Raw genomic sequence first — 20,049 nt, 5'->3', positions numbered from 1 at the left:
ACTGGCGGGGCTCAAGGCGCAGGGAGTGATCTGACCATGACCGCGGACCACGCGCGCCGTCCCGCAGGCAGCGGGACGACCCGGCGGTGCGACCTTCCGCCGTAGGGGCGGCGCCAGGTGCGCGACCCGTCCCCCCGGCGGATCCCTCCGCCGTACCGGGGCCGCTGCGCCCTCCCGTCCGGCCTGCGTTGATTCACCCCGTCTATCGACCGGCGGGACGGCGCGTGATCGGCGGCGGCCGCCGTGGTCCACCCCGAACCGGCCGCTTCCGTGAACGCTTCGAGCACGTGGCGGCCGCACCAGAAAAGGAGCGCACCACAGCCATGTCGACGTCAACGTACGGGTCCCTGCAGCCCGGTGGCGGCACCCCGGGCGAGCAGACGGTCACCGACCGCCTCGTGGAGTCCAACCGCAAGTACGCCGCGGGGTTCACCGACCCCGGCATGGGCGCCCGGCCCGTGCTGCAGGTGGCCGTGGTCGCCTGCATGGACGCCCGGATCGACCTGCACGCCGCCCTCGGTCTGGAACTGGGCGACTGCCACACCATCCGCAACGCCGGCGGCGTGGTCACCGACGACACCGTCCGCTCCCTGACCATCAGCCAGCGCGCCCTCGGGACCCGCAGCGTGGTGCTGATCCACCACACCGGCTGCGGTCTGCAGACCCTCACCGAGGGCTTCCGGCACGAGCTCGAGATGGAGGTCGGCCAGCGTCCCGCGTGGGCGGTGGAGGCCTTCCAGGACGTCGACCAGGACGTCCGGCAGTCGATGCGGCGGGTGCGCACCTCTCCCTTCCTGCCCCACACCGACGACGTACGGGGCTTTGTGTTCGATGTCGCGACAGGGCTCCTGCGGGAGATCGACCCGCGGCCCTGAGCCACCCGGGGCGGCGACGCCCCCCGAGACCCGCGCGCGGACCGGCGGACGGCAAATCCGCCGGGAGACGCGGGACGGCTGCTCCCGGCGGCTGGTCCGCGCGTACGGGTGGCGGGGCGGCCGGCGAGCACGCCTCGGCGTGTGCGGCCGCCCCGTCCGCCGTCGTGCCCACGTCCGCTGCCTGAGGGCAGATCAGCAACCGTTCCCCGAGGGGGTCACCTCGTGTCGTACCGCAACGCCTTGCCCCGTGTCCTGAGCGACGTCATCGCACCCCGTGCCGAGCGGACCGGCCGGGAGGGGAGGTTTCCGCGCGGCTCGGTGACCGCCCTGGGCGAGGCCGGACTGCTCGGGCTGACCGTCTCCGCCGACCTTGGCGGCGGTGGCCGGGGCGTGGACGAGGCCGCCGAGGTCGTCGCACGGGTCGCCGGGGCCTGCCCGGCGACCGCGGCCGTGCTGCAGTCCCACTACGCTGCCGTCGCCGTGATCGAGGCGTGCGGCAGCCCCTGGGTGCGCGGTGAGATCGCCGTCGGACGCCACCTCAGCAGCCTCGCCCTGGCGGACCGTGCGGGTGCCGCGGACGGCGCCGTCGGGGCGTCGGTCTCCCGCTCGGGTGAGGTGGTGGCCCTGCGCGCCCGCAAGCGCGAGGTGGTCGCGGCGGGGGAGGCCGACAGCTACGTCTGGTCGTCGCTGCCGCTCGACACCGCGGACGGGCTGACCCTGTGGCTGGTGCCGGCGCACGCGTCCGACCTCTTCGTCCCCGCTCGGCCGGACGGCACAGGTCCGCAGGGCAGCGCCACCGCGACGGTGCTCGCCGACCCGGTCCTCGTCCCCGCCGACGCGATGCTGGGGGAGGACGGCGTGGGCGGCGACATCGTGCTGCGCACGGTGCTGCCGTGGCTGTGCGCACTGCGGGACGCCGTGGGCGCAGCGGCCGTGCACCCTTCCGTGGCGGTCGCGGCGGAGGCCCCCGCGGCCACAGGACGACCGGTCACGGCGGCCGCGGACGGAGCGGTTCAGTTCAGCGCCGCGGCCTCCGCCGCGACCGCCTTGCGGTAGTCGCCGGTGCGCTCGGTGTGCTTGCGCATGATCTCGCCGGCGCGCTCGGCGTCGCCCTTGGCAATGGCCCTGATGAGCTGGGCGTGCTCCTTCCAGGCGTCCTTGCCGCGGGGCTTGGCGATGGGGGTGTAGTACCACCGCACCTTCCGGCTCACCTGCGAGATGAGCTCCGCCAGCACGGCGTTGGCGGCGATGGACGTGATGCAGGAGTGCAGCGCCGTGTTGGCCGCGACCAGGCGCTCCACCTCGCCCGCGGCGAGCGCCGCCTCACCTTCCTCCTGCAGCTCCCAGAGGCGGTCGACGTCCTCGGGCTTGGCGTTCTCTGCGGCGAGCCGGGCCGAGTACGTCTCCAGCACCGAGCGGACGCCGAGCAGCTGGGCGGCCTCCTCCTCGGTGGGGGAGTGGACGAAGGCGCCCTGGGCCGGACGCAGGTCCACCCACCCGTCGGTCTGCAGCCGCTGCAGGGCCTCGCGCACCGGCTGGCGGGAGACGTCGAGGTGCTCGGCGAGTTCGGCCTCGACCAGGTGCTGACCGGGCGTCAGGGAGCCGCTGATGACGAGTTCGATGAGGGCGTCGTACACGGCCTGGCGCAGCGGTGCGGGACGGGCGACCCGGTGGGTCGCCGCGGCCGTCAGGGCCTCGCGCATGCTTCCCCCGTTCTGCCGCCGAGCCTGTTGGGTCGACGGCTCCGTACTGGCGGCCGCCGTGAGGGGTCGTCGGCGGCGGGAGGCTTCAGTATACAGGTTTTGGTATGCAGCATGCCTTCTGCTGCGGCACCATGCGGACACGGCGCGACACGGCAGGACGGGCAACCTGCGGCCATGTGCAGGGTGTTGGGGAAAAGTCTTGGCCTCGGCATTCTGTATGCAGAAGTTTGTATGCGGTATCGTCGCGGTGTACTGCCGGCCCCGTCGGGAAGGCGAAGCGGTTCTGTGACGATCCCGCGCCGGAACTCCCTGACCTGGCGAAGGCGGAGTGGTCAATGACGATCGGCGGGAGTGACATGACGGTCGAAGACGTGGTCCGGACGGTTGTGGCTGATCATCGGGATCAGCGCGGTGCGCTGCTGCCGGTCCTGCACGCGCTGCAGGCCGAGTTGGGGTGCGTACCCGAAGAGGCGATACCAGTGCTCGCCGACGAGTTCAACCTCTCCAGAGCTGACGTCCACGGAGTGGTGACCTTCTACCACGACTTCCGCCGCGAGCCGGCGGGACGGTCGACGGTGCGCATCTGCCGTGCCGAGGCCTGCCAGGCCCTCGGCGCCGACGCGCTGGTGGGCTACGCGCGGGAGGCGGGACTGGCGCCGGGGGAGACGAGCCCGGACGGCTCGGTCACCCTCGAGCAGGTCTTCTGCCTCGGCAACTGCGCCCTGGGCCCGGCGGTCGAGGTCGACGGGCGGTTGTACGGACGAGTGGACACGGCCCGGTTGGGCTCCATCCTCAAGGGGACGGTCGCATGTTGAAGGACTCTTCCGACTCCACGGTGACGGTCTACGTCCCGCGTGACTCGGCGGCCAGATCGGTCGGCGCTGACGAGGTGGCGGACGCGCTGCGGAGCGCCGCGGCGGAGCGGGGGGCGCCCGTCGCGGTGGTGCGCAACGGCTCGCGCGGCATGCTGTGGCTGGAGCCGCTGGTCGAGGTGGTCACCCCGGCCGGCCGCATCGGATACGGGCCGGTGACCCCCTCGGACGTCGAGGGGCTGCTGGCCGCGGGGATGCTGGAGGGCGGCGACCACCCGCTGCGCCTCGGCGTCGTCGACGAACTGCCCTGGCTGGTCCGCCAGACACGCGTCACCTTCTCCCGCATGGGGGTGACCGACCCCCTCTCGCCGGAGGACTACCTGGCCCACGGCGGCCTGGCCGGACTGCGCACCGCCCTCGGCATGGCCCCAGCGGACGTCGTCACCGAGGTCACCGACTCCGGTCTGCGCGGCCGCGGCGGCGCCGGGTTCCCGGCCGGCATCAAGTGGAAGACCGTCCTGGACTGCGTCGACGACCTCAAGTTCGTGTGCTGCAACGCCGACGAGGGCGACAGCGGCACCTTCGCCGACCGCATGGTCATGGAGGGCGACCCCTTCATGCTCATCGAGGGCATGACGATCGCCGCACACGCCGTCGGCGCGCGCGAGGGCTACCTCTACATCCGTTCCGAGTACCCCGACGCGGTGGCCACGATGCGCGCGGCGATCGAGATCGCGCGCGAGCAGGGGTGGCTCGGCAAGGGCGTTCTCGGCTCCCCGCTCGACTTCGAGCTGCACGTACGCGTCGGCGCCGGCGCGTACATCTGCGGCGAGGAGACCTCCATGCTGGAGAGCCTGGAGGGCAAGCGCGGCACCGTCCGCGCCAAGCCGCCCATCCCCGCGATCGAGGGCCTGTTCGGCAAGCCGACGGTCGTCAACAACGTCCTCACCCTCGCCACGGTGCCGGTCATCCTCGCCGAGGGAGCGAAGGCTTACCAGGAACTCGGCGTGGAGCGCTCGCGCGGCACCCAGGTGTTCCAGCTCGGCGGGAACATCGCCCGCGGCGGCATCGTGGAGACCGCCTTCGGCGTCACCCTGCGCGAACTGGTCGAGGAGTACGGCGGCGGGACCCTGTCCGGGCGGCCGGTCCGCACGGTGCAGGTGGGCGGCCCGCTCGGCGCCTACCTGCCGACCACGATGTTCGACCTGCCGATGGAGTACGAGGCCTTCGCCGAGGCCGGCGCGATGCTGGGACACGGCGGCGTCGTCGTGTTCGACGAGACCGTCGACATGGCCGCCCAGGCCCGGTTCGCGATGGAGTTCTGCGCCGAGGAGTCCTGCGGCAAGTGCACTCCCTGCCGGGTGGGCTCGGTCCGCGGCGTCGAGACGATCGACAAGATCGTGGCCGGTGAGCGGCGGGACGAGAACCTGGCCCTGCTCGAGGACCTGTGCGAGCTGATGACCGACGGCTCCCTGTGCGCGATGGGCGGGCTCACCCCGATGCCCGTGCGCAGCGCCATAGCCCACTTCCCCGACGACTTCCTCGCCCGCGACCCCGGCCGGGCGATCCCCCGCACGCACGCCCATGGAGGCAGGACGGAGGGCACGGCATGACACTCCTCAAGGAACCCGACTTCGGGACACCGGAGCGACCCGGACCGGCGACGGTGTCGGTGGAGGTGGACGGGCTGCCGGTGACCGTGCCCGAGGGCACGTCGGTGATGCGCGCCGCCGCGCTCGCCGGCATCGACATCCCCAAGCTCTGCGCCACCGACAGCCTCGAGCCGTTCGGCTCCTGCCGGCTGTGCGTGGTGGAGATCGACGGCCGGCGGGGGACCCCGGCCTCCTGCACCACACCGGTGGCGGACGGGATGAAGGTGAGCACCCAGACGCCCAAGGTGGCCAAGCTCCGCCAGGGCGTCATGGAGCTCTACATCTCCGACCACCCGCTGGACTGCCTCACCTGCCCGGCCAACGGCGACTGCGAACTGCAGGACATGGCCGGCGTGGTCGGGCTGCGGCAGGTCCGCTTCGGCTACGAGGGCGAGAACCACCTCGCCGCCGAGAAGGACACCTCCAACCCCTACTTCGACTTCGACGCGTCCAAGTGCATCGTCTGCTCCCGCTGCGTCCGCGCCTGCGGCGAGGTCCAGGGCACCTTCGCGCTCACCATCGAGGGGCGCGGCTTCGACTCCAAGGTCTCGCCGGGCGCCGGCGAGTCCTTCATGGACTCCGAGTGCGTCTCCTGCGGCGCGTGCGTGCAGGCCTGCCCCACCTCGACGCTGCAGGAGAAGTCGGTCGTCGAGCTCGGCATGCCCACCCGCTCGGTGGTCACCACCTGCGCGTACTGCGGGGTCGGCTGCTCCTTCAAGGCCGAGCTGCGCGGTGACGAACTCGTGCGGATGGTGCCGTACAAGGACGGCGGCGCCAACGAGGGCCACTCCTGCGTCAAGGGCCGCTTCGCCTTCGGCTACGCCAGCCACCCCGACCGGGTGCTGAAGCCCATGCTGCGGGAGAAGATCACCGATCCCTGGCGCGAGGTCGAGTGGGACGAGGCCATCGGCACGGTCGCCCGGCGGATGCGCGAGCTCCAGGACCATTTCGGATCGGGCGCGATCGGCGCGATCACCTCCTCGCGGTGCACCAACGAAGAGGTCTACGTCGTCCAGAAGATGGTGCGCGCCGCCTTCGGCAACAACAACGTCGACACCTGCGCCCGGGTCTGCCACTCCCCGACGGGGTACGGACTCAAGCAGACCTTCGGCGAGTCCGCCGGCACGCAGGACTTCCGGTCCGTCGCCGAGGCCGACGTCATCATGGTGATCGGGGCCAACCCCACGGACGGCCACCCGGTGTTCGCCTCCCGGATGAAGCGCAGGCTGCGCGAGGGCGCCAAGCTCATCGTCGTCGACCCGCGCCGCATCGACCTGGTCCGCTCCCCGCACATCGAGGCGGAGCACCACCTCCAGCTGCGGCCCAGCACCAACGTCGCCGTCGTGAACGCCATGGCGCACGTGGTCGTCACCGAGGGCCTGGTCGACCGGGCCTTCGTGGACGAGCGGTGCGAGGACTTCGACGAGTGGGCGCAGTTCATCGCCCGCCCGGAGAACAGCCCGGAGGCCACGGAGGAGATCACCGGCGTGCCGGCCGAGGAACTGCGCGCCGCCGCCCGGCTGTACGCGCAGGCGCCGAACGGCGCGATCTACTACGGCCTCGGCGTCACCGAGCACAGCCAGGGCTCCACGATGGTGATGGGCATGGCCAACCTCGCCATGGCCTGCGGCAACATCGGCCGCGACGGCGTCGGGGTCAACCCGCTGCGCGGGCAGAACAACGTGCAGGGCTCCTGCGACATGGGCTCGTTCCCGCACGAGCTGCCCGGCTACCGGCACGTCTCCGACGACGCCGTGCGCACCGTCTTCGAGAACCTGTGGGGCGGCACCCTTCTCGCCGAGCCCGGGCTGCGCATCCCGAACATGTTCGACGCGGCGATCGACGGGTCCTTCCGCGGCCTGTTCGTCCACGGCGAGGACATCGCCCAGTCCGACCCCAACCTCAGGCACGTCACCGCGGCGCTCGAGGCCATGGAACTGGTCGTCGTGCAGGACCTGTTCCTCAACGAGACGGCGAAGTTCGCCCACGTCTTCCTGCCGGGCGCGTCCTTCCTGGAGAAGGACGGCACCTTCACCAACGCCGAGCGCCGCATCAACCGGGTGCGCGCGGTGATGAAGCCGAAGACGGGCAAGCACGAGTGGCAGATCGTCTCCGAGATCGCCACCGCCATGGGCCACCCGATGTCCTATGACCACCCCGGTCAGATCATGGACGAGATCGCCCAGGTCACGCCGACCTTCACCGGTGTCTCCTTCCAGCTGCTGGACAAGCTGGGCAGCGTCCAGTGGCCGTGCAACGAGCAGGCGCCCGAGGGCACGCCCGTCATGCACGTGGACGAGTTCGTGCGGGGCAAGGGCAAGTTCGTCGTCACGACCTTCGTGCCGACCGCCGAGCGCAGCACCCGGCGCTTCCCGCTGATCCTGACCACGGGACGGATCCTCAGCCAGTACAACGTCGGGGCCCAGACCCGCCGTACCGCCAACGTCGCCTGGCACCCGGAGGACGTGCTGGAGCTGCACCCCCACGACGCCGAGGTCCGCGGCATCGTGGACGGCGACATGGTGACGCTGGCGAGCCGGGTCGGGGAGACGACGCTGAAGGCCGAGATCTCCGACCGCATGCCGCCCGGGGTCGTCTACACCACCTTCCACCACCCGGTGACCGGCGCCAACGTGGTGACCACGGAGAACTCCGACTGGGCGACCAACTGCCCGGAGTACAAGGTGACCGCCGTCCAGGTGGGGCTCGCCCGCCCGCGGCGGGCCGGGCGCGAGGAGCAGGACGAGCTGCTGACGGTGGTGGACTGAGATGTCCGACGCAGTGCCGGCGGAGCGCCGGATGGCCAACGACATCGCGGCCAACCTCGCCCACCTGCCGGGCGACCGGGCGGCGGAGGCCGTCGCCGGCCACATCGGCCGGTTCTGGGACCCGCGCATGCGCAGCCGGCTCTTCGCTTGCGTCGACGAGGGGTCGGGCGGACTGCACCCCTTGGTCGTCGAGGCGGTGAAACTGCTGCGCTGACGACACACCCGGAAGCCCCGGCCGGCCCGGGTGGGCCCGGCTGGCCCGGGCCGGCCGGGCTTCCGGGCGCCGGGGGCGCCTCTCTGTACTTCGTCGAGCGAGCCGTGGGTGCGGGGTTGGCAGGAGGTGCCGTCGCTGAGCCCGGCGAACACGCCGCTGACGCGGTGGCGGGCGAGGCGGAGGAGGGGCTTGGGCGTGGGCCTTCCCGCGGGCTCGGCAGCGGTCGTCATGGAGCGTGAGCCGTGGTGCTCCCTAGCGAGAAGCAAGCGTTCGCCGACGCGCTCACGTCCGCCGAGGCCTGTGCGCTCTGCAACGCCGCCGCGCCGACATCAGCCGTTGCCGTCGGCGGGCGCGTAGCACCAGGCAGGAACGGCCTCGCAGCACGCCTACCCAATCGGTCGTCGCCTTGTCGCCGCCCTGTCGTCGCGCATCGACAGGTCACGCGGGTGGCCGGTCGCCGGGGGGTGCCGACCCCTCGTGCAGTCGTTCGGAGATGGCCCGCCAGACGCGGTCCGGGGGCGGTGGCAGGACCTCCACGGCACCGCAGCGCGCGGTACGGACCAGCCGACGCAGTGTCCGCAGGTCCTCACGGCAGTCGCCGCACTGCCGCAGATGGTCACCGGCCGCGCGGGTTTCCTCGGCTGAGGCCTCTCCCGACGCGAGGTCGGCGAGCGTCGCCGATCGCAGGTGGTCCACCGCCGCTCGCCCGAGCGCAGGGCTGGGGCGCGCGGGCTGGACATCGGCCTCACCTGTGTCGTCCAAGGCTCCCACCTCAGGCAGGGAACATCGTCTCTTATTCGGCGTGGCGGCTGCCCTCGGATGCACCGGTATGCGGACAGTGGAATCCAAGGTCGGGCGCCTCATGAGCGTGTCGATGTGCCGCTCGGCCCGGGAACCCGGAGGGCGAGTACGACGTGTGGGGTGCATCCGGTCTGCCCCCGGCGGCGGAAGGAGCAGTGATCACGATTCCATTGACCACTACCGTCTGGGAGGATCCGTGACCGACGCCGCTGCCGACGTCCTCATCGTCGGAGCGGGTGCTGCGGGATTGTCGCTGGCTCGTCGACTGACAGCGTCGGCAAAGCCGGATGATCACGCGCCGCCCTCGGTGATCATCGTCGAGCCTCCGCGGGAATCGCTTGTGCGCTCGCCCGACCGCACGTGGTGCTTCTGGGAGAGCGAGCCGGGTGAGTACGACGACTCCCTCGTCACCGCCCGCTGGAATCGTCTGCGGATCACGACGCGTGACGGGAGGCGGATGCTGGTTCCTTCCCAGCGCGCCTACAAGATGATCCGTTCGGTCGACTTCCTGCGGGAGGTGGGCGGCGCGCTCGCCAACAGGCCCTGTGTTCGGATGGTGGAAGCGACCGTCACCGGTGTACGAGACACCTGTGGTGGTGCCGACGTCTCCGCTTCGGACTCATCGGGGCGCCCGATACGACTGAGTGCCCGCTGGGTCTTCGACTCTCGACCGCCGCAGGCGATGCCCGCCGCCCGGACCACGCTCCTCCAGCACTTTCGGGGGTGGTTCGTCACCACACGCGAGGAGCGTTTCGAGCCGGACGTGGCAGACCTCATGGACTTCCGCACCCGACAGCCCGAGCGCGGGCTCTCCTTCGCATATGTGCTGCCCTTCTCCCCGCGTGAGGCGCTGGTCGAGTACACGGAGTTCTCCGACGCACCGCTGCCGGAGTCGACTTACGACGCGGCACTGGAGGCGTATCTGGACAGCAGCCTTCCGTTGGGAGGCTTTCACGTCACCGGAATCGAACAGGGGGTGATCCCGATGACAGACGGGGACTTCCCGCGCCGCGACGGCGAACACGTGTTCCGGATCGGTGTGGCCGGCGGCGCGACTCGCCCTTCGACAGGGTATGCCTTCGCCGCCATTCAGCGGCAGTCGGCCGCAATCGCGGCCGCCTGGCGCGCCGGCCGGATTCCGGAGCCTCCGCAGGCGCACGCGGCCAGGCATCGGCTCATGGACGCCGTCATGCTGCGAGCGCTCGCGACCGGCCGGGCGGGGCCGGCGTTCTTCGAAGACTTGTTCCGGCGCAATCCTCCGGACCGCGTGCTGCGTTTCCTGGACGGCACGTCAACCCCGCGCGACGAGTGGCGCATCGGCCTGAGCACTCCAGTGCCCGCGATGCTGCGCTCGCTCCTCGAACTCCCCCTGATCCCTCGACGAAGGGCCACCACATGAGCGAGAGCCGGCCGTACCGGCCGATCCGTCACGGCCTCGACCGCAGGGCCGCCCTGTGGCCGGCCAAGGCCGGCCGCGACAGCGTTCCGGCACCCGCGCCACGTGTGGCCGTGGTCGGTGGGGGCATCGCCGGGCTCGCGGCAGCAACCGGACTGTCCGAACGGGGCGTGCGCGTCGACCTGCTCGAACGGGAAGAAGTGCTCGGCGGCCGGGCCGCTGGATGGCGGACCACTTTGGCCGATGGATCGACGACCACGATGAGCCGGGGCTTTCACGCCTTCTTTCGCCAGTATTACAACCTGCGCGGACTGCTGCGCCGGGTCGACCCCGGCCTGGGTGTGCTGCGACCGCTGGCCGACTATCCGCTCCAGCGCAGCACCGGTGCCCGCGACAGCTTCCGCAAGGTGCCGCGAACGCCCCCGTGGAGTGTGCTGGGTTTTGTCGCCCGCAGCCCCAGCTTCGGCTGGGCGGGCCTGTCCGGGATGAATCCGAGGGCCGCCCTTCCCCTGTTGGACGTGCGTGTCCCGGACGTGTACGAGCAGCTCGACAAGGTCAGTGCGGCGGACTTCCTGGATCGCATCCGATTCCCGGAGCAGGCCCGCGACCTGGCGTTCGAGGTGTTCTCCCGCAGTTTCTTCGCCGACCCGAGACAACTCTCCGCCGCTGAGCTCGTGCTGATGTTTCACATCTACTTTCTGGGATCCTCCGAGGGGCTGCTGTTCGACGTTCCCTGCGAGGCCTACCCGCAGGCGCTGTGGAACCCGTTGGCCGGACATCTGTCCGCGCTCGGCGCCACCATCAACACCGGAACCACGGTCTTGTCCGTAGCACCTCACGCCGACGGCTTCCGTGTGACCCGTTCTGCCACCGTTTCGCCGGATGCCCTCGAAGAAGACCATTACGACGCCGTGGTCCTCGCTTTGGACAGCGCTGGACTGCAGGCGCTGGTGGGGGGATCGCCGAACCTCGGGGGTGGCAGTTGGCGCGCGGGTATCGAACGCCTTCGGCAGGCGCCGCCCTTCCTGGTCTCGCGCTACTGGCTGGACCGCCCCGTGCACCCCGACCGCCCGGGCTTCCTCGGCACCAGCGGCTTCGGCCCCGTCGACAATGTCAGCGTCCTGAACCTCTGGGAGGGCGACGCGGCGCGCTGGGCGAAGGCAACCGGTGGTTCGGTCGTGGAGCTCCATGCCTATGCCGTCGACGCGACCGCCGACCGGGCCGGCATCGAGGATACGATGCTCCGCGAACTGGCTCGGATCTATCCCGAATGCGCTGACGCGACAGTGGTCGACGCTCGCCACGAATGGCAGCAGGACTGCCCGCTGTTCTCCGTCGGCAGCTACCATGACCGGCCTACTGTGCTCACCGGCCACCCCCGTCTTGTGCTCGCCGGAGACCTGGTGCGCACCGCGGTACCGGTGGCCTTGATGGAACGCGCTGCCACTACGGGCATGCAGGCGGCCAACGCGCTTTTGGCGACATGGGGGGTACGCGGCCATCCCCTGTGGTCCGTGCCCCCGGCCGGCCGTAACCGCTTCATGCGGTCCCTGGCCCGATTGAGCTGAATCCGTACCGATCAATACATGGGCGCCCCGTATCGGCCGAGTGCGAGGACGTCTTCGCGGATGTCCTGAGCCTGGACTGCCGAAGGCGGGGCCACCACGGGACGGTCACCGTACGAGTCATCGGCCCGCGACCGGCCCAGACGCAGAGCAGGCGAGGCAAGGCGGCGGCAGCGCGGCGTGTCCCGCACGTCGCCCGTCGCGAGGGACTGCCAGTGCTCGGACAGACCCACCCATGCGACGGCTCGCCCTCGCCGCGTCCTACGCCGATCAACCTGACTCCTCCCGACGAGCCGCTGACACGGGACGCCGCTCAGCCGGGGAACCGGCCCTGACGCCGGAGCTCGTAGCGGCGCTCGGCATAGGCCAGGTCGTCCCTCCACAGGCGGGCGGCGGTGCGCCGCAGCAGCGGCCGAAGCAGCGGGGCGGCCCGACGCGCGGCGGCGAATCCTGGGCGCTGCGAGTACGCGACGACGGCTTCGATCACAGCTGTGCGGGGCTGCCCGCGGCCGTCTTCGCCGAGGGGAGTGGCGTGGGTCTCGACGACGCTGGTGACGCCCTCTCCCGAGATGATCCGCATCAGGACGGTGCGGGGCCCGGGCGCGGTGAACTCGGCTCGCACGGGAACTCCCAGGCGTCCCCGGAGGCGGAAGGCGACGCCGACCAGGAAGCGGTCGGCGGCCGGGTCCGCCGTGCCCTCGACAGTGGCGTCCGGCGCGTGGGGCACGGTGAGGTCCGCGAAGGAGTAGGGGTGGAACCATGCGCCGTGCCATGGGTCCAGCCGATTGGCGACGACGTCCTCGGGCTCGCAGCGGCCGACGACCGTCATGACGGTTGCAAGCGACTCGTTCAGAGCGGGGCGCTGAGGTACGCGGGGAGCCGGTGTCGGGGTTTCGGCGCCGACGGCGTCCAAGCGGATCCACACCAGCAGTCCGTCGTCGTGGGCGGGGTAGGGCGTCCAGCCCGGGAAGCCGGAGGGCTTGAGCGCGAGCCCGTGCCAGTGGCAGACGATGGTGCCGTCCCGTAGGAAGCTGTCGCACAGCGGGGCGCCCAGATGGGGGCAGGCGCCGGGGGCGGAGTGGACCTGCCCCTCGGTGTCCCGCCACAGGACGATCTCGAGTCCCGCCACTGTCCGGGCCGTGATGCGGCGGTTGCCGACTTCGCCACTGGCCGCGGCGACGTACCAGTTCCCGGACGGGCGAGCCTCCGCTCGTTTCAGCGCGGACGCGATCACGCTTGGTCTCGCCTCGCGCCAGGTCGGCCGCTGATCCTCCCACCGGCCGCCGGAGAGGCGGGTCAGGGGGTTGAGGGACCGTAGTGCACGTTTCATGCGGTCGACTCCCAGGGTGTGTCGGAGGCAGCCCCGGACGGCACCTCGTGCGGACGGGCACGGTGCACGATGCGGCTCGAGGCGACGGCGAGCAGGCCACGGGCGGCTTCACGGGCTCGCCGGGCGCGGGGCACGGTCACGCGCCGGTGGAGCACGGGGTATTCGGCCGCCTCGATCTCGTCGAGGATGCGCTGGTAGAGCGCCAGCGCGGTGTGGACGCAGGGGCGGGAGACGGGGGCGAGCAGAGGTATGCCGGTGGCGGCCTGCCGGTACACACGACGTGTGAGCGCGGCGGTCTCGCGCAGGGCGGCGCGGACACGTGGGTCGGTGGTGCCGCGCCGGCGGCACCAGGTCAGCAACCGGTGGTCGGCTCCGTGGGCGGCCAGGATGTCGCCCGGGATGTAGACGCGGCCCCTGTCGAGGTCCTCCCCGACGTCGCGCAGGAAGTTGGTGAGCTGGAAGGCCACACCGAGGGCGGCCGCGGCGGGTTCCGCCTCTTCGCGGGAGCTGACGGTGCCGAGGACGGGCAGGACCTGGAGTCCGATGACCGCGGCCGAGCCGTGCATGTAGCGGGCGAGGTCGTCGTAGGCGGGGTAGTCGGTCACGGTCAGGTCCATGCGCATGGACGCCATGAAGTCGGTGAACAGCGCGTGGTCGAGCCGGTACCGGCGGACCGTGTCCGCGAGCGCGGTGATGACGGGATGTTCGGCGTCGCCGGTGCGCAGGGCGTCGAGCATCACGGCTTCCAGCTCGGTGAGTGCTCGCCGCCGGTCGGCGAGGGCGGTGGCTCCGGGGTCGTCGTCGACGATGTCGTCGGCCCAGCGGGCGAAGCCGTACAGGGCGTGCACGAAGGGTCGCCGGTCCGGGGTGAGCAGGCGGGTGGCGAGGAAGTACGTCCTTCCGTGCTGGCCCGTGGGCGCCTGGGGCCAGCGTCGGCCGTGGGCGGCGGCCCGCCCCCGAACGCGGGGTCGGCTCCCGATGTGCTACCGTGACCGGGTTGCAGTTGTGGTACCCATAAGACCTATGTGCGCCTGACGGAATTCTTTCCCCGCAGGCGCATTATTTGTTCTCCGGCATCTCCGGATGGGCCCTCTGCCTACAGAAGGAGAATGTCATGGCACAGGGAACCGTGAAGTGGTTCAACGCCGAAAAGGGTTTCGGCTTCATCGAGCAGGACGGCGGCGGCCCCGACGTCTTCGCCCACTACTCGAACATCGCCACCCAGGGCTTCCGTGAGCTCCTGGAGGGCCAGCGGGTCACCTTCGACGTCACGCAGGGCCAGAAGGGCCCGCAGGCGGAGAACATCGTCCCCGCCTGATCGCCGGACGCGTACCTGCTCACCGGGGTCCGCACCGTCACGGTGCGGACCCCGGTTTGCGCTGCTCCAGGAAGGCCAAGAACCGCATGTCACGCAGGCCCCAGAAAACGAATCGGCGCGTGTCGCCGTCGGCACCTTCCACGGCGTCGCCGAGGGAGTTCCGGCTGCCGGAAAGCACGACACCCGCACTTCCCGCCGTCGAGGACTTCGCGGCTCTCGACATGCCGGCGGGACTGCTGAAGACCCTCACCGCGCAGGGCGTCACCACCCCGTTCCCCATCCAGGCCGCCACGCTGCCGAACTCGCTCGCCGGGCGCGACCTGCTGGGCCGGGGCCGCACGGGCTCGGGCAAGACCCTCGCCTTCGGACTGGCGCTGCTGGCCCGCACGGCCGGACTGCGCGCCGAGCCCAAGGCTCCCCTCGGCCTCGTGCTGGTGCCGACCCGCGAACTCGCGCAGCAGGTGACGGACGCGCTGACCCCGTACGCGACGGCGGTGAACCTCCGCATGGCCACCGTGGTCGGCGGGCTGTCGATGGCGAAGCAGGCGGCCACGCTCCGGCGCGGCGTCGAGGTGCTGGTGGCCACCCCCGGACGGCTGAACGACCTGGTGCAGCAGGGCGACTGCGTGCTCGGCAGCGTCGGCATCACGGTGCTGGACGAAGCCGACCAGATGACCGACATGGGCTTCCTGCCGCAGATCACCCGGCTGATCGAGCGGGTGCGGCCGGACGGGCAGCGGATGCTCTTCTCGGCGACCTTGGACGGCAACATCGACCGCCTGGTCCAGCGGTTCCTGACCGACCCGGTGGTGCACTCCGTGGACCCGTCCGCGGGGGCGGTGACCACCATGGAGCACCATGTGCTCCACGTCCTGGACGAGACCGACAAGAAGGCCGTCACCACCCGCATCGCGGCCCGTGACGGACGGGTCATCCTCTTCCTCGACACCAAGCGGTCCGCCGACCGGCTCGCCAAGCGGCTGCTGGCCGTCGGGGTCCGGGCGGCGGCACTGCACGGCGGCCGCTCCCAGCCGCAGCGCAACCGCACCCTGGAGCAGTTCAAGAGCGGCCAGGTGACGGCGCTGGTCGCCACGAACGTCGCGGCCCGCGGCATACACATCGACGACCTCGACCTCGTCGTGAACGTCGATCCCCCCACCGACCACAAGGACTACCTCCACCGCGGCGGCCGTACGGCCCGCGCCGGCGGCTCCGGCCGGGTGGTCACGCTGGTCCTGCCCGAGCAGAAGCGGGACGTCACCCGGCTGATGTCGGACGCGGGGATCCGTCCCCGGACGGCGCGCATCACCTCGAGCGCCCCGGAACTGAGCACCCTCACCGGGGCGCGTGAGCCGTCCGGTGTCGCCGTCACCATCGAGGTCCCGCAGCCTGCGGCCGCGCCGCGGGCGGCCCGCGAGGACCGGAGGGACGGCGCGGGCAACGGCGGGCGGACCGCCCGGCGGCGTCGCGGCGGCGCTGCGGGGGCCGCGCCGACGGGCGCCGCGGCCGGAAACGGCGGCAGGGGTACGGACCGCCGTTCCGCGGCCGGGACCTCCACGGCGGCCGGCGGCGCCCCCCGCCGGGCGGGTTCGCGCCCGGCGACGGGCGGCAGCGGGGGTGCCTCGGGCGGCCGTGGGGCGGCAGGCGCGGCCACCGGAAACGGCGCCGGCGCGGGGACCCGCGGCTCCGGTCGGCGGCCCGCGGGCGGCGGCGAGGGCCGCCGGGGCGGCCGCCGCAACCCCGCGGGCTGACCCGGCGAGGACGCTGGATGAGCGCCGGGCGCGTGCCGCGCCGGGCGCTCATCCCTACCGGGAGACGCCAGGGCTCGACGACGTCACCCAGAACCGCGGCAGGGGCGTGATCGACCGCATCCGCTCCACGTGCCGCTGACGCAGTGTCACAGCCTCCGCCCCGGCGCGACGTGCTCGCCGACTGTGCCCCCGGCCGGGCCACGGAGGGTCATCCTCTCCGCGTGCGGCCCGGTGCCGCTGCCGACAGCGCGGTTCGAAGGGACCGCCCTGCGCCGCCGACCCGCCGCGGGCGGCTGTCTTTCCACGCCTCTGCTCCACGTGCCGCTGACGCGGCGTCACAGCCTCCGCCCCGGCGCGACGTGCTCGCCGACTGTGCCCCCGGCCGGGCCACGGAGGGTCATCCTCTCCGCGTGCGGCCCGGTGCCGCTGCCGACAGCGCGGTTCGAAGGGACCGCCCTGCGCCGCCGACCCGCCGCGGGCGGCTGTCCTTCCACGCCTCTGACTCCCCGGAAGCCCTGCCCGCCCGGGTCGGGCACGGCCGTCCCGGCGAACCCGATCCCCGGACGGCGGCCGTACGCGGCGCGCTCGCGCGGCCGCTCGGGGCGGATGCCACGGTGGAGATCCCGGCGGCCGAGGCGCGGCGGCGGCCTGTCCGGGCCGGTGCGCGGGCGTTCTCGGTTCGGCCGAGGCCCGGCGGCGGCCCGCCTCCACGGGCGGCCCGACGAGTGGTTCGTGCTGGAGCGCGCGATCCCCTCGGTGGAGTGGAGGTCCATGGTGCCCCGGAGGCGAGCCCGGACCCGTCCGGGCCGCCCGTCGCCCGGCCGTCGGCACTGGCGGAGCGGTCCCCGCCGCCGGTGGTGCGGAGGTCGGTCTGAGCGCGGAGCGGGCGTTCGCGGGGCGGCTGGGCCGCCCGCGGACGTTTCGCGCGGGACCTGGCCGCCCTCCGGCAGGGCGCGGCGCCCGCCTTACCAGTCTTTTACCCGCGTTGGGTGAGCGCTGCGGTGAGGCGGCATCAGATGCCCCAGGCAACCAATCGGCGTGACACCGCGGTTACGCATATGACCTGGGGCAACGCGCTTCATCCCGGCGGGAGTTCGCCGTCCAAAGGGGCGTGGTACGGGCTCCCGCCCTTGGTAATGCACTGGTCAATCTTGCCGACCTCCCCTGGACACCCCGATTCGCAGGTCCATACCGTATGCAATCTCCAGTATGGAGAATCGCGCTGACCAGCTGAATGTCCCGCTCGACACCCTCGGGCACTGGTCTGCTCGACCGTGCCCCGGGGTTCGTACCACGTCGTACCACCGTGTCACCCGCCTGCGCGCTGTCACGGTCCGGGTTGCCGCCCCGGGCCGCAGTTGCCCGGACGTCGTACCACCGGGCCCGGTCATGCCGGGCCGAGCCGCAGGGATGGTCCGCTCCACCCCTCCGCATGAAGAGAAAGGCCCAGGGGGCGCACGCCAGGTTCTTTTCACGCAAGGGAAGGCACCGATGTCAGCAACACCGCACGTGGCTCCCGGGTTCCGGGAGGTCAGCGACGCGAACGGCCGTGTCTACCGGATCGGGGAGACCGACCGCTCCCTTCTCGGCAGGCCCCGGGCCTGGATGGTCTGGCTGCCCTGGATCTCGATGATGGGCGTCAGCGTCTACGAGTACGGTTACAGCTCCGCGGAGGCGGTGCTCGAGCACGCCCACGGATGGACCCTCACGGAGTCGTTCTGGATCGCCAGCATCTGGGCGGTCTTCCAGGCGGGCGTCGCGTTCCCCGCGGGCCGTCTGCGGGAGACCGGGGTGCTGCCGGCCAGGACGGCGATGCTCGCCGGAGCGGTTTTCTCCGGTCTGGGCTTCCTGGCGCTCTCGCACCTCGGGAACCCGTACCTGGTGATGGCCGGTTACTCCGTGCTGGGCGGCACGGGCGCCGGGCTGGTGTACGCGACCTGCATCAACATGGTCGGCAAGTGGTACCCGGACAACAAGGGCGCCCGCACCGGCTTCGTGAACGGCGGCTTCGCCTACGGGACGCTCCCGCTCATCTTCGTCTTCAACTACTGGTTCCATCCCTCCAACTACCGGATGGTCCTCGACCTGATCGCGCTGGGCATGGTGCTGGTCGTCGCCTTCTGCGGCATGTTCTTCCGGGACCCGCCCAAGAGCTGGTGGCCGCACGATGTCGACCCCCTGAACCGGGGCGTGACCGAGGACGCGCGGCGGGTGGCCAGGCGTCTGGCCAAGAACCCGCCCGCCAAGGGGCAGTTCACCCCGATGGAGGCGATCAGGACCGGCCAGCTGCCCCTGATGTGGTTCGCCCTGGTCTGCATCGGCGGTGTGTCGCTGTTCGGCATCAACTTCCAGGTACCGTTCGCCAAGAGCCTCGGCTTCGGCCCGCTGGTGGCTGCCTCCTCGGCGGGTGTGCTCGCCGTGGTCAACGGGGTGGGCCGGGCCGTCGTGGGCTGGCTGTCGGACTACCTGGGACGGCGCCAGACGCTGGGCATCGTCCTGGTGGTGGCGGGGCTGGCGCAGTTCGGCGTGCTGTGGTCGGGCCAGGCGCACAACGAACCCCTGTTCCTCTTCTTCGCGTTCCTCAACGGATTCGGCGGCGGCGCGTTCTACCCGCTGTTCGCCGCGCTCACCCCGGACTACTTCGGTGAGAACAACAACGCCCAGAACTACGGCCTGGTCTACAGCGCCAAGCTGGTCGGCGGTGTCGGCGGCGGTGGTCTGGCCGCCGGCGTGGTCGCCTCCTGGGGCTACACCGGCGCCTACTGCCTGGCCGGGGGCATCGCCTTCCTCTCGGCTCTGATCACCGTCTTCCTCCGGCAGCCCGGCGCCCCCCGCCGGAGCGGCGACGGACGTCCGCTGCGGCGGGCGGACGGCCCTGCCGCCGTCCATGCCGAGGCGACCACCTGACGGTCGTGCCGGCGGGCTCCGCGAGGAGCCCTCTCGATCGTGCGCGGGCGAAGCGGCCCGGACCGGGGCGGCGGCAGCCCCGGTCCGGGTGCCCGCGTCACGGAGGCGGGGCCGGTCGGTGGGGTGCGCTCCCTGCTCCGACCGGCCCCGCCCGTCCTCACGCGACGGCGAGGGCCCGTCCCCTCCCTCGAGACGGCGGTCCAGGTGCGTCCGCGCCCGGACCGCCGGCGCTCCCCGCGGCGGACCTCAGGCCCGCCCGGCGTCGACGGCGGCGGCGATCTGGCGGCAGTAGAAGTCGGTGGTGTTGCGGGTGTGGCGGCGCATCAGCTCCTCGGAACGCCCCGCGTCGCCCAGGGCGATCGCCTCGATGATGGCCGCGTGCTCGTTCCAGGCGTCCCGGCCGCGAGGCCGGGCGATGGGCGTGTAGTACCAGCGCACCCGCCGGTCGACCTGCAGGATCAGCTCCGCGAGGACCTGGTTGCGGGACAGTTCGGTGATGAAGCCGTGCAGGACGGCGTTGGCCTCGACGATGCCGAGGGCGTCGTCCGCCGCCAGGGCGGCGATGCCGGCCTCCTGCAGCTCCCAGAGCCTTGCCACGTCCGCGTCCGTGGCGTGCAGCGCGGCGCCGTACGCGGAGTGGGTCTCCAGCACGGCGCGGACGCTGAGCAGCTGGGTGGCCTCCTCCTGTGTGGGGGAGTGGACGAAGGCGCCCTGCGCGGGGCGCAGGTCGACCCAGCCGTCGGTCTGCAGCCGTTGCAGGGCCTCGCGCACCGGCTGGCGGCTGACGCCGAGGTGGTCGGCGAGTTCGCCCTCGACCAGGTGCTGCCCCGGCCGGAGGGCGCCGCCCACGATCAGGTCGATCAGGGCCTCGTAGACGGCCTGGCGCAGTGGCGCCGGCCTGGCGACCCGGACGATGGCCGCAGCGGTATGTGTCTCGCGCATGAGCCCCCCTGTCGG

16 protein-coding genes are annotated in these 20,049 nt (G+C 72.0%); 11 read left to right on the top strand and 5 right to left on the bottom strand.

Annotated elements, in window-relative coordinates; genetic code table 11:
• Positions 1-323 precede the first annotated feature (323 nt).
• Entirely contained in the window at positions 324-875 is a 552-nt protein-coding gene (locus tag AC3ET4_RS16275) for a beta-class carbonic anhydrase (RefSeq protein WP_431949854.1), read from the top strand.
• Positions 876-1,115: 240 nt separating this feature from the next.
• Complete coding sequence (locus AC3ET4_RS16270) at positions 1,116-1,931, top strand: acyl-CoA dehydrogenase family protein (protein WP_431949852.1); 816 nt, start codon at positions 1,116-1,118, stop codon at positions 1,929-1,931.
• On the opposite strand, the gene AC3ET4_RS16265 is transcribed toward AC3ET4_RS16270, so the two are convergent.
• Positions 1,889-2,578 (bottom strand): GntR family transcriptional regulator, encoded by a 690-nt coding sequence (locus tag AC3ET4_RS16265; RefSeq protein ID WP_431949850.1) that lies wholly within the window; start codon positions 2,576-2,578, stop codon positions 1,889-1,891. The genes AC3ET4_RS16270 and AC3ET4_RS16265 overlap by 43 nt on opposite strands.
• 356 nt (positions 2,579-2,934) lie before the next feature.
• On the opposite strand from AC3ET4_RS16265, the gene AC3ET4_RS16260 reads away from it, so the two are divergent.
• The 4 genes from AC3ET4_RS16260 to AC3ET4_RS16245 are packed head-to-tail and all read left to right on the top strand — an operon-like array spanning position 2,935 to position 8,024.
• On the top strand, positions 2,935-3,393 hold the full coding sequence (locus AC3ET4_RS16260; protein ID WP_431949848.1) for a formate dehydrogenase subunit gamma: 459 nt from the start codon (positions 2,935-2,937) through the stop codon (positions 3,391-3,393).
• Positions 3,387-5,003: a formate dehydrogenase beta subunit gene (locus AC3ET4_RS16255; RefSeq protein ID WP_431949846.1), complete on the top strand. Its 1,617-nt coding sequence runs from the start codon at positions 3,387-3,389 to the stop codon at positions 5,001-5,003. Before AC3ET4_RS16260 ends, AC3ET4_RS16255 begins: the two co-directional genes overlap by 7 nt.
• The gene (gene fdhF / locus AC3ET4_RS16250; RefSeq protein WP_431949844.1) at positions 5,000-7,810 is read left to right on the top strand and encodes a formate dehydrogenase subunit alpha; all 2,811 of its coding nucleotides are present in this window, start codon (positions 5,000-5,002) and stop codon (positions 7,808-7,810) included. The genes AC3ET4_RS16255 and fdhF overlap by 4 nt, the downstream gene beginning before the upstream one ends.
• 1 nt (position 7,811) lies before the next feature.
• A complete protein-coding gene (locus AC3ET4_RS16245) occupies positions 7,812-8,024 on the top strand; it encodes a formate dehydrogenase subunit delta (protein ID WP_431949842.1) in 213 nt (70 codons plus the stop codon).
• 438 nt (positions 8,025-8,462) lie between these two features.
• Here the strand turns inward: AC3ET4_RS16245 and AC3ET4_RS16240 are convergent, their stop codons facing one another.
• On the bottom strand, positions 8,463-8,786 hold the full coding sequence (locus AC3ET4_RS16240) for a hypothetical protein (protein ID WP_431949840.1): 324 nt from the start codon (positions 8,784-8,786) through the stop codon (positions 8,463-8,465).
• A 235-nt stretch (positions 8,787-9,021) separates the two neighbouring features.
• Here AC3ET4_RS16240 and AC3ET4_RS16235 point away from each other — a divergent pair, with 235 nt between their 5' ends.
• Together AC3ET4_RS16235 and AC3ET4_RS16230 are read left to right on the top strand one after the other, a co-directional pair.
• Positions 9,022-10,224 carry a lycopene cyclase family protein gene (locus AC3ET4_RS16235; RefSeq protein ID WP_431949838.1) on the top strand — a complete coding sequence of 401 codons (1,203 nt, stop codon included), beginning with the start codon at positions 9,022-9,024 and terminating at the stop codon, positions 10,222-10,224.
• Positions 10,221-11,789, top strand: a complete 1,569-nt coding sequence (locus AC3ET4_RS16230; RefSeq protein ID WP_431949836.1) for an FAD-dependent oxidoreductase — start codon at positions 10,221-10,223, stop codon at positions 11,787-11,789. Before AC3ET4_RS16235 ends, AC3ET4_RS16230 begins: the two co-directional genes overlap by 4 nt.
• A gap of 310 nt (positions 11,790-12,099) precedes the next feature.
• On the opposite strand, the gene AC3ET4_RS16225 is transcribed toward AC3ET4_RS16230, so the two are convergent.
• Positions 12,100-13,116 carry a DUF5914 domain-containing protein gene (locus AC3ET4_RS16225; protein ID WP_431949834.1) on the bottom strand — a complete coding sequence of 339 codons (1,017 nt, stop codon included), beginning with the start codon at positions 13,114-13,116 and terminating at the stop codon, positions 12,100-12,102.
• Complete coding sequence (locus AC3ET4_RS16220; RefSeq protein WP_431949856.1) at positions 13,113-14,096, bottom strand: phytoene/squalene synthase family protein; 984 nt, start codon at positions 14,094-14,096, stop codon at positions 13,113-13,115. The genes AC3ET4_RS16225 and AC3ET4_RS16220 overlap by 4 nt, the downstream gene beginning before the upstream one ends.
• Positions 14,097-14,230: 134 nt before the next feature.
• Between AC3ET4_RS16220 and AC3ET4_RS16215 the strand changes: the two genes are divergently transcribed.
• The 3 genes from AC3ET4_RS16215 to AC3ET4_RS16205 all read left to right on the top strand — a co-directional run bounded on the left by AC3ET4_RS16215 (position 14,231) and on the right by AC3ET4_RS16205 (position 19,092).
• On the top strand, positions 14,231-14,434 hold the full coding sequence (locus AC3ET4_RS16215; protein WP_319137404.1) for a cold-shock protein: 204 nt from the start codon (positions 14,231-14,233) through the stop codon (positions 14,432-14,434).
• 86 nt (positions 14,435-14,520) lie between these two features.
• Positions 14,521-16,185, top strand: coding sequence for a DEAD/DEAH box helicase (locus AC3ET4_RS16210; RefSeq protein ID WP_431949831.1), 1,665 nt, complete (start codon positions 14,521-14,523; stop codon positions 16,183-16,185).
• A 1,491-nt stretch (positions 16,186-17,676) separates the two neighbouring features.
• A complete protein-coding gene (locus AC3ET4_RS16205; protein WP_431949829.1) occupies positions 17,677-19,092 on the top strand; it encodes an OFA family MFS transporter in 1,416 nt (471 codons plus the stop codon).
• 246 nt (positions 19,093-19,338) lie between these two features.
• Here AC3ET4_RS16205 and AC3ET4_RS16200 read toward each other — a convergent pair whose 3' ends face one another.
• Complete coding sequence (locus AC3ET4_RS16200) at positions 19,339-20,034, bottom strand: GntR family transcriptional regulator (RefSeq protein ID WP_431949827.1); 696 nt, start codon at positions 20,032-20,034, stop codon at positions 19,339-19,341.
• Positions 20,035-20,049: the final 15 nt, after the last annotated feature.

The organism is Actinacidiphila sp. bgisy167 (assembly GCF_057707665.1).
This window is presented reverse-complemented; position numbering and strand designations above follow the sequence as displayed.